We start from the raw sequence: 8,648 nt of genomic DNA, 5'->3' as shown, positions 1-8,648 counted from the left end.
GTTCTAGGATACTTCCCCTCACCTACATGACTATTAAGTTGTCATCTGCTGAGGATTAAAGTGCTTTCTCAACCCTTATGGTTACTCAACAGATGCCAGTCGTCCCCCTGTTGCCAGGTTTAGACTGAACGAATCGCACTCCCTATCCATCGTGAATCCACATTTATGGCAATGGTGAACTCTTTCGTCTAAAGTCTTTTTCTGCTGATTTCCACAGTTAGGGCAGGTTTGGGATGGTTTCACCTTGCGAGTAGGAACCTCTATAAAAACCCCGCCAGCGTCTTTTACTTTATATTCAATCGCTGACCTTAGCATTCCCATGCCTACGTCTAAGATGGATTTATTTAGCCCAGCTTTTTGTTTTTTGCGTTTGCCTTTTTTGGAAGAGCGGGTCATTTTCGAGACTTCTAGTTTTTCCGTAGCAACGAAGCTATTACAGCGTACAATGTCTGTTGCTACTTGGTGTACCCAGTTTTGGCGCTGATTAGCTACTTTACGAGTTACCTTGCTAATTTTTGCCTGGGTCTTTTTCCACCGACTAGAACCTTTCTGTTTCTTCCTTCTATTGGGAGCCGTTTTACGACGCTTCCCAATAGAAAGATGTTTAATCTTTGCTTCAGCTTTTCGCAAAAACTTAGGGGCTTCAATAAAAGAATGGTTTTCCCCATCAGTTATCGCCAACGCTGACTTGCAACCAAAGTCAATGCCAACTGAACCAAAATCTGTTTGTCTTGTCGCTGCCTGCAATTCAGTTAAATTAACGGTTATGCTAGCGTACCATTTTCCATGACGGTAGACAATGGTGCAGGTTGTCGGAGTCCCCCAAATCCGGGCTTTACCACGCATCTGGATTGAGCCAATTTTAGCTAACTCCAGATAACCATTGTCGCCCCTTGTGTGTACCTTCCAACCCGTTTTACTCGGATAAGTCCAACCAGAATAATGCTTGATTGACTTGTATTTAGGACGTTTAGCTAACCCCTTAAACCAGCGATTAAATGCGTAATCAACACGCTTTAAAGTGGCTTGCAAGGTCATGCAGTTACATTCCTTATACTCTGTCCAAACTTCTTTAAAAGCAGGTAAAGAGTTTTGTTGCTCAAAATAGTCAACCCGATGGTTAAACTTTTGGTACTGAGTGAACCGATTGCAAATAGCCGCGTTGTACAAGTCTTTGTGTAACTTACGGTGATACCGCAATGTCTGCTCTTGCTGTTTATTGGGGTATAGCCGAAAAGTTACACGTCGAACTGGCATTTGCTGAAATCTTAGTTATCCTATATGTATGTACTCACAGGATAACACTGAATCCGGAAAATGGCTAGAACGAATAAGGTAATTGTCAGACTGACCGACAAAGAGAAAGAGAAAATTAAGAAAGAATCTGATAGGCTAGGTGTCTCAATGTCAGAAATTGTCCAAGACTGGATTAAGCAACTACCAGACTAAGTATATTGGGAATCTCCGTCCCTCCGATTAAGAGCTATTCCTCCCCACCCTGCTAGCGAGTCGTGGTGGGGACTCTCGCGAACCTGTTGAAACCGTAGGGGCACGGCATTGCCCATCCGTGTCAACTTAAGGTTGGAACCCTTACTTAATAAGAGATCCCCCCTAGCCCCCATCCCCCCTAGCCCCCCTTTGAAAGGGGGGAAAAGGGGGGAACCAGAAATTAATCAAAGTCCCCCTTTTGATCCCCCTCCCGTCCCCCTTAAAAAGGGGGAAGCCAAAGGATGCTTCGCTTTTGTTCCATGGGGGATTTAGGGGGATCTAAACTTTGAGCGCTAGTTATACAAAGTCTTAAGTTGACACCAATGGGCAATGCCGTGCCCCTAAAATTGTTGTTAGAATTCCCCTGAACTCCATATTAGGCGTTTAGACGGGTCTCCCGGATACTTGGTGGAATGTGAAACCCGCGCAGGCGGGTTTAGTTTGTGTAGCTGCGGTTTTAACCGCCCAATTGAGAATGGTGCTTAACTATACGTTATCTCCCCGCGATCGCTGGGTGATATGTTTTAACCGCCCAATTGAGAATGGTGCTTAACTATACCTTATCTCCCCGCGATCGCTGGGTGATATGTTTTAACCGCCTAATTGAGAATGGCGCTTAACCATCACAATGATTGTTGAAATCCAGCCGTAACCCGAAAATCAGGAGACTCCTCACTTAAACCAACCCCAACCCCAACCGATAACACATTCAGAGGTGTCAGTTGATAGCGAACCCCCAACTCCAGCAGAAACGCTTCCTTATCCTCCTCTAATTCCTGCTCATAAACAAAATCCGTCAGCAGCAGCGCTTCTGAATTTAGACGGCGACTATACCCCAAAACACCAGACAAGCGATCGCGACGTTCCCCATCTTGGCGCTGATCATTTAAACCATAAGCCACATTCAAATGTAGGCGATCTAAATTTGCCCCGGTTCCTAATGTTTTCGTCGCAATTAACTTTAACGTCGGATCAACTCCTGCACTATCATTACCCGTCGGTATATCCGCACTCACAGACGCCGCAAACGCAGGTGTTTTCAGCGTTTCTGTATTGAAATTATAAAACACTTCCACACCCACATCCCCGATACCATCCTCCTTTGCTCCAAATTCAAAGGGAACAGTAATTTTCCCTTGCCAGTTGGGGGCAAAGCCATACTCCAAGCGCGGTTCCAGGATAAACTGATCCTCGCCATCCGCCGCGCGATCGTATCGGAATTGTCCCTGAAATTCTAATCCTTGATAAGGAACTGGATAGGCATCTTCAACTTCAATCGGTAATCCTTCTTCTAAGTTGAAATGGTCAGAGGCTTGTGCGGTTAATTGCCCAAATGTTGCCATGGTTAAAACGATAACAGTTAAACCCGTAAGCGGCTGCAATGAATGTTTCATTTTCCTCACTCCTAATACTATAAATTCAAACCCAACTTTAGGGTGTTTTAGCGAAGCGTAACGCCCCATTACTCAAAGCGTTGGAGGTTTACGAATCTCGCCTAAACTCAACACAATCTATTGAAACGGGTGCAAAATATCAGTTAAAACTGGGATATTGTCGCCTTGATTAGCCCTTTTGTAGAGACGTTCCGGTGGAACGTCTCTTAAAAGTTTGTCGTGGGTGATATCAGCATTTATACCAAATCCGGGTTAGCTACCCCCGTTATAACCTAGTCCGCGTAGGCGGACTTTGTTTGTGTAGCAGCGATTTCAATCGCCGTGGCAGAAGGGGGTAATAAAGGCGGATTTGGTATTAGTTCCACCAGAACGTCTCTTAAAAGTTTGTCGTGGCTGATATCAGCATTTATGGCGAATACAGCACAACGGCGAACCTAAAGATCCTACTCTAAAAATGTTTTTGCTGATGGCTCACTCCCCATCGGAAGCGGTTCAATATCAGGTAAATTACCATACTTTTCCTGCCAACCTTTCAGCATTACCTCTATCATCATTGGATTAACTTTACCCGGTGCCATCATCTCAGGGGACATCGGCATATTTGGCATAATTTCCATCATCGCATCCATAAATGAACCCGGCATTTCACCCGATTGTATTCCCGGAGTCAGTTTCAGTTTCAACTGTGCCATTAACTGTTGATGCATCTGGTGCATTTGAGGACTCATCTCACTATGATGTCCATGTGAATCCATCTGACTATGATCCATCTGGGAATCCATCTGACTATGATCCATCTGGGAATCCATACCCCCATGGTGCTGCATCATCATTGGCATCATCTCTGCCAACATTTCCATCATCATTTGTGCCATCGCACCATCTGAGCTTTTAATCCAATCATCATAAACTAACGGATTTAAATCAGGCTTAGGTGTGGTAAACTTCCGCACTAATTTCTCATCCCCTGGCTGATAACTCATCGCATCTAAAACCCGATTCAATTCAGCCCGTTTTTGCTCAATTGTCCACCCATCGTAAGCAAAAATATCATAAGTAATGCCATGGAGCATGTGTAAATTATCAAAAACATTCGCCGTTTCCGGAGAAAGACGACTGTAACGAGGTGAGCCTTCTCGACTTAATATCATCCGCATCGGGGGATTGGGAACAACTTGGGCACTAAACAAATCTTCCATTTTCTGGATCATCTTGTCCTGTTCCTGATCATTTCCGCCAATCATCATCGACTCATAAATCGCCGGATGCCACCAATGAGCGGCATAGAAAAAGTTATTATTTTTCGGATAATAATTCCGAGTTAGGCTAAAATAGGGCTTCATCATTACCCCAGCGCGACGCATGGTTACATCTAGGGGTGCGGGACTCAAAGCAATGTCTTTATAGGTGGATTTATAATAGTCATAAGCCTCTTTGAGTACCTGTTCTTTTTGATTCCAAGGAATATCTGAATCTGCCATGATATCCTCAGTCATTTCGTGGAGTAAATGCACGGAGTCAATGGTGCGGAAGAGTCGCCAAGTTGCACGCGCTGTATAAGGCGCATATAATTCCATCGTTGGCTCAATCCGGGGTGGATTTTGGTAAAACGCCAGAACTTCCTGGTAAAGCTTCGTATCTTCCTCACCATGACGCTGGAAGGGAGTTAAAAGCAAAACATCATGGAGCTTGCTATGTGCAAAATGCAGCGCACTAGCGACTCGGTAACTGCGTCTGTGGCGGTTATAGAAGCTGAGGCGGTAGGGAGTGCGGGGATGAGCCACGGCGTTGCGTTGCTGTGCCATGATCGGCTTGGGTGCAGAGCCGATGATTAAGGTTGTCGCGATCGCGAGTGCGCTAAGCTGTTTGATATATCGATTTCCCATAGTAGCTATCTGCTGAACAGGTCTAAGGTTTCATCCAACTCTCTGTCCAAAATGATTTCTGGATATTTTTTAGCTTGACAGAAAAATATGAAATCAAGATGAAATCTTTCTGGTTAGCGATGATAAGCTGTCATGCATTTAAATTGGGTAAGGTTAACGACTACCTCTAATAACTGCGCTTTCAAATTCCTCCAACGCCTGAACATGTCCCACTTGCCATGACCGTTTTACGGTAGCCGGGATAACCTGAGTGATCGAAATGTCTGGAAACGTCGGACTACTATCAGATTGTCTATAGTCTCCTTCAATTAAAATATAAATTATTAACTTGCCACTATCATAAACCCAGACTTCGGGAACGCCAATCGCTTGATAAGCATCCAATGTTGTTTTCGAGGTAACATCTGACTCAATTGCCAAATCCGGCGGTGGATCATCGGGTTCAAGTCGCCGACGACCAATCATTTGTTGATAATTCTGAATGTAGAAACAAGCATCTGGTTCAACGCCTGCGGCACCTTCTTTTTTAAACGTCGTTGAACCAAAGGGTTCATATCGCCTACTTGTCGCCTTGAGCAATAGCTTGACGATATCTGAAATAATATCCTTCGGTTTTTCATGCTCCGGTAAAGGAACCATAATTTCTAATGTTCCCTGGCTGTAAGCAAGTCTTGCTGCACGTTTTTCTCCCAATTCTGCCAAAATAGACTCAAATTCCTGCCAGTTTACGTTAGGAATGGTGACAGCACTGCCTGGTGCTAGTCTCATCTGACTAATCGGTTTAACAATAGGGGAAAAAGAAGTCATAAGTAAAAATAAACGTATTCAGTAGAAACGCCCCTGAGGACATTTCTACTGAAGTCAGCAAAGCGGTTATTTACTAGCCGATTTTACCATTTATTCAGGAGTTTTTAGCCAATCCGTTTAGGTAGGCTAGGGTACTATTCCCAAAACAAACTCTTAATCGCATCTCCCAGATTTTGAGAAGCCTCTTCCATATCCGAACCTGCATCTTCGGCGCGATTTTTAAGGCGACCTGTATCTTGTTGCGCCCGCCCTTGAGCTTGCTTTGCTGCACCTTTTACGTCTTCTTTGGCTTTGCCCACATTTCGTTCTACGGTGCCGATGTCTTCTTTGGCTTTCCCTTGAATTTGGTCGCTGGTTCCAGAACCGAATACTTGATCAACTGGGTTACTATCGGCAAGGATAAACGGTGTCGTTTTTACGGTTAAAGCATGGGCTGTTGGCATTGCATTAAAAAATGTGCCTGTCCAAGTTAATGCCACTAACACTACACAAAAGAGTGCGGGTAGGAGTTTCATTACGACTTGTCGAGTATTTTTGATCATGGATTTAGTTTTCATGGTTATTTTTTGAAGGTTTGGCATTCTGAAACTATAACAGAGTGGCTGATTATTCGGGTTCCTTCATTAGACATAAATTTTTATTGCCTATTTAGATCCCCCTCTTCTGTTATAGATCCCCCTTGCGTCCCCCTATTAGTTCTTGTAGGTTGGGTAGAGCGCAAGCGAAACCCAACAGGCTAACGATGGCGTTGGGTTTCGTTCCTCAACCCAACCTACAGATGTTGCGGGAGCTTTTTGTTCCATGGGGGAAATCAAGGAAAAGCAGATGTTGCGGTAGTTTTGGGTATTAAACGCTTTTGGGTAACCGAATTGTAAACTGGCTTCCCTTACCTGATTCACTGTGTACCTGAATAGTACCCTGATGAGCTTGGGCGATCGCACGAGCAATTGATAACCCTAACCCTGAACCTCCCGACACCCTGGCGCGATCGCTATTGATGCGATAAAATCGGTCGAAAATGTGCTTCTGATGTTCGGGTGCAATGCCAATTCCTGTATCCTGGATGTGAATCAACACCCACTGATCCCGGCAATCCAGACTAACCTTAACCTGACCCCCGGCGGGTGTATAATGCAGCGCATTCACGACAATATTAAATATCAGTCGATAAAGCTGTTCTTCGTCTCCTAAAACCTGGATGGGTTGATCAACCTGAATATCTGTGGTTAACTTAATCTGCTGGGTCATAGCGAGGGCGGCGAGTTCTTCTTCAATATCATTGAGCAAGTCTTGCATACAGCAAAGATGCCATTGATTGTGTTGAATTTTTCGATCTAAACGAGACAACAGCAATAAATCACTCACCAGTTGAGATAATCGATAATTTTGACGTTCAATAACCTGCAACGTCTCGCGACTCTCAGCTTCTGAGATACAAGCCAGTCGGAGAACCGATTCAACGGTGGCTCGAATCGCCGCTAAGGGTGTCCGCAATTCGTGAGCAGCATCGGCGGTAAATTGTTGAATCTGCTGGTAGGATTGGTAAATCGGGCGCATGGCTAACTCGGCTAGCCACCAGGCGGCGACACCGACGAGCAACATAGCTAAAGGTAACCCCAGTAACATCATGATTCTGACTGAGGCGAGATAATCATCAAAATCTGCTAGAGAACGACCAACTTGGAGATATCCCCAAGGCTGATTAGTTGGGGTATCCAAGGCTAAAACCAGGTGTCGGTAGCGTAAGCCTGACGTATCCTTAAGGGTGAGTAAGCTTTGTTCTGTGGCGTTTTCAGGGATTAACTCAGTAGACAATTGCTGGGGTGGTGATCCCGATTGAGCAATCAGTTGTCCAGACTTATCGAAGAAGCGGATAAAATAATCGCCTTGATGAATCGCACTCAAACGATGAGCAGGTGAAGTATGTCTCTCGGCTGTACAAAACTCCCCCAAGGTAGATTGAGTCTGATTATCCACCGTGCGATCGCGCATTAAACACAGGTTGGGTAAACGTCGCTTTGCCGCTGTTTCCAGACGCCCCGGTTGTCTTAATGTCGGTTCTAAACTATCATGCAACATCCCCGCCACTGACTTCAACTCTTGATCAGCACTAACGCGATGAGCATGAGCAATCGCCTCATACACCCCGAAACCCGAAACACCCAAAATTAAACCCATAACGCCAGCATACCAACCAGCCAGTCGCCATCGAGTTGAGCGGAATAATTGATTTTGATTCATCTGATCAGGGAGATGGGGTGTAGGCTTGTAGGGGCGGGTTTTACTATTATCGTTTCTTTTGCACCGGGATGTGACTAAACCCGCCCTTCTAGGTAAATGTTCTACGATAAAGATGGAACATTTAGACGATAACCCACCCCATAAACCGTCTCAATCAAATTATCGCAACCCTGCTGCGCCAGCTTCCGTCTCAGCAGTCGCATTTGCGCCGCCACAACATTACTCATTGGTTCTGTACCCAATTCCCAGAGTTGATTGAGCACCTGATCGCGGGTGACAATTTGGTTGGGATGTCTCATAAAATATTCCAACAACTGAAATTCTTTATGAGTGAGGGGAATCGTTTGCTGATTTCCTGGGGAGTCTTGCCAATAAGCGGTATGAGTACCGTAATCTAAGGTGAGGTTGCCGATTTTGAGGTGTTGCGCTTGGAAATGAGGCGAGCGCCTCTGCAATGCTCTCAACCGCGCTAGGAGTTCCTCCATACCAAAGGGTTTGACTAGATAATCATCAGCGCCAGCATCTAGCCCCATTATTTTATCCTCCATCCGATCCTTTGCCGTGAGCATTAAAATGGGCAGAGGACTTTGTTGCGATCGCAGCCGTTTACATAAGTCTAATCCGGATAATCCGGGTAATAGCCAATCAAAGATTGCTAAGGTGTATTGAATCCAGTCGGATTCTAAGTATTCCCAGGCTTCGACGCCATCCAGAACCCAATCCACAATATAAGCCTCTTGATTCAACGCCCGCTTAATCGCCGCGCCTAAATCGGGTTCATCTTCGACTAAAAAAATTCTCATAGCATCAAGTCATGAAATCAAAATGAAAT

9 protein-coding genes are annotated in these 8,648 nt (G+C 45.0%); 2 read left to right on the top strand and 7 right to left on the bottom strand.

Annotation, left to right across the window (positions count from 1 at the left end; translation table 11 throughout):
- Nucleotides 1–81 precede the first annotated feature (81 nt).
- Nucleotides 82–1,257, bottom strand: a complete 1,176-nt coding sequence (locus RIM23_RS21260) for an RNA-guided endonuclease InsQ/TnpB family protein (protein WP_446369073.1) — start codon at nucleotides 1,255–1,257, stop codon at nucleotides 82–84.
- A 60-nt stretch (nucleotides 1,258–1,317) separates the two neighbouring features.
- Here RIM23_RS21260 and RIM23_RS21255 point away from each other — a divergent pair, with 60 nt between their 5' ends.
- Together RIM23_RS21255 and RIM23_RS21250 are read left to right on the top strand one after the other, a co-directional pair.
- Nucleotides 1,318–1,449, top strand: coding sequence for a ribbon-helix-helix protein, CopG family (locus tag RIM23_RS21255; protein ID WP_446337852.1), 132 nt, complete (start codon nucleotides 1,318–1,320; stop codon nucleotides 1,447–1,449).
- Between the two features lie 454 nt (nucleotides 1,450–1,903).
- The gene (locus tag RIM23_RS21250; RefSeq protein WP_446369072.1) at nucleotides 1,904–2,041 is read left to right on the top strand and encodes a hypothetical protein; all 138 of its coding nucleotides are present in this window, start codon (nucleotides 1,904–1,906) and stop codon (nucleotides 2,039–2,041) included.
- A gap of 70 nt (nucleotides 2,042–2,111) precedes the next feature.
- On the opposite strand, the gene RIM23_RS21245 is transcribed toward RIM23_RS21250, so the two are convergent.
- The 6 genes from RIM23_RS21245 to rppA all read right to left on the bottom strand — a co-directional run bounded on the left by RIM23_RS21245 (nucleotide 2,112) and on the right by rppA (nucleotide 8,619).
- Entirely contained in the window at nucleotides 2,112–2,882 is a 771-nt protein-coding gene (locus RIM23_RS21245; protein WP_446369071.1) for a transporter, read from the bottom strand.
- Nucleotides 2,883–3,325: 443 nt separating this feature from the next.
- The gene (locus RIM23_RS21240; protein ID WP_446369070.1) at nucleotides 3,326–4,768 is read right to left on the bottom strand and encodes a hypothetical protein; all 1,443 of its coding nucleotides are present in this window, start codon (nucleotides 4,766–4,768) and stop codon (nucleotides 3,326–3,328) included.
- Between the two features lie 153 nt (nucleotides 4,769–4,921).
- Complete coding sequence (locus tag RIM23_RS21235) at nucleotides 4,922–5,575, bottom strand: Uma2 family endonuclease (protein WP_446369069.1); 654 nt, start codon at nucleotides 5,573–5,575, stop codon at nucleotides 4,922–4,924.
- Nucleotides 5,576–5,709: 134 nt separating this feature from the next.
- Complete coding sequence (locus RIM23_RS21230) at nucleotides 5,710–6,132, bottom strand: CsbD family protein (protein ID WP_446369068.1); 423 nt, start codon at nucleotides 6,130–6,132, stop codon at nucleotides 5,710–5,712.
- A gap of 289 nt (nucleotides 6,133–6,421) precedes the next feature.
- Nucleotides 6,422–7,816 (bottom strand): two-component system sensor histidine kinase RppB, encoded by a 1,395-nt coding sequence (gene rppB, locus RIM23_RS21225; protein ID WP_446369067.1) that lies wholly within the window; start codon nucleotides 7,814–7,816, stop codon nucleotides 6,422–6,424.
- Nucleotides 7,817–7,917: 101 nt separating this feature from the next.
- Nucleotides 7,918–8,619 (bottom strand): two-component system response regulator RppA, encoded by a 702-nt coding sequence (gene rppA, locus RIM23_RS21220; RefSeq protein WP_446369066.1) that lies wholly within the window; start codon nucleotides 8,617–8,619, stop codon nucleotides 7,918–7,920.
- Nucleotides 8,620–8,648 lie beyond the last annotated feature (29 nt).

Origin of the sequence: Coleofasciculus sp. G3-WIS-01 (assembly GCF_040223135.1) — a bacterium.
Lineage (GTDB): Bacteria > Cyanobacteriota > Cyanobacteriia > Cyanobacteriales > Coleofasciculaceae > Coleofasciculus.
The sequence above is the reverse complement of the archived record's forward strand: the minus strand, read 5'-3'. Positions and strand labels throughout refer to the sequence as shown.